General features: G+C 57.3%; 1 protein-coding gene. It reads right to left on the reverse strand.

Annotation, left to right across the window (positions count from 1 at the left end):
• Positions 1–593, reverse strand: a 593-nt coding sequence (locus EOA78_RS35635) for a LysR substrate-binding domain-containing protein (RefSeq protein ID WP_245478017.1), incomplete at its 5' end; no start/stop codon positions are given.

Genomic DNA, 593 nt, shown 5'->3' on the forward strand with positions numbered 1-593 from the left:
CTAAACCCGTTCCGGAGCCATGGCTGACCAGTGTCCGCTCTCGATCAATGTCCTGACGACCCTGGGGATCAGGTTGCGGATGGCAGAGACGGCTGGAGAGCGCTCATCTTTCGGGTTAACGGCAAGGACAACGGACCGGGTGATCACCGGATCAATGATCTTCACTGTCCGGACGCGGCCTTGAGACGCCTCTTTCTGAATGGCCGACGGCGTAAGGATAGAATAGGCCTTTCCTTCCATGACCATATTGATGATCGTTGAAAGGGAGTCGACTTCGAATCTTACGTCGAGCACACAACCGTGTTGCGCAACGACATCAGCCACCGAACGCCTAACGTTGTTATTGCGCATCGGAACCGCCAGGGGAAACGCGTGCAGGTCGGCAAGCCGTATCGAATCTTCGAAGGGCGGTTCACCCGGCGGCACCACCAGGTAAAACTCTTCGCGGGCCAGCACCGTCATTTTCCCCACGCTCTCGGCAGTGCGATACAGGACTGCCAGATTGAAGCGGCCAGCAGCCATCCACTCCTCCAGCGGTCCCGTCATGCCCTCGATCATCTTAAGCGAGATCCTCGGAAGTTCGCTTCTTACTG

Source organism: Mesorhizobium sp. M5C.F.Cr.IN.023.01.1.1 (genome assembly GCF_003997585.1).
Lineage (GTDB): Bacteria > Pseudomonadota > Alphaproteobacteria > Rhizobiales > Rhizobiaceae > Mesorhizobium > Mesorhizobium wenxiniae.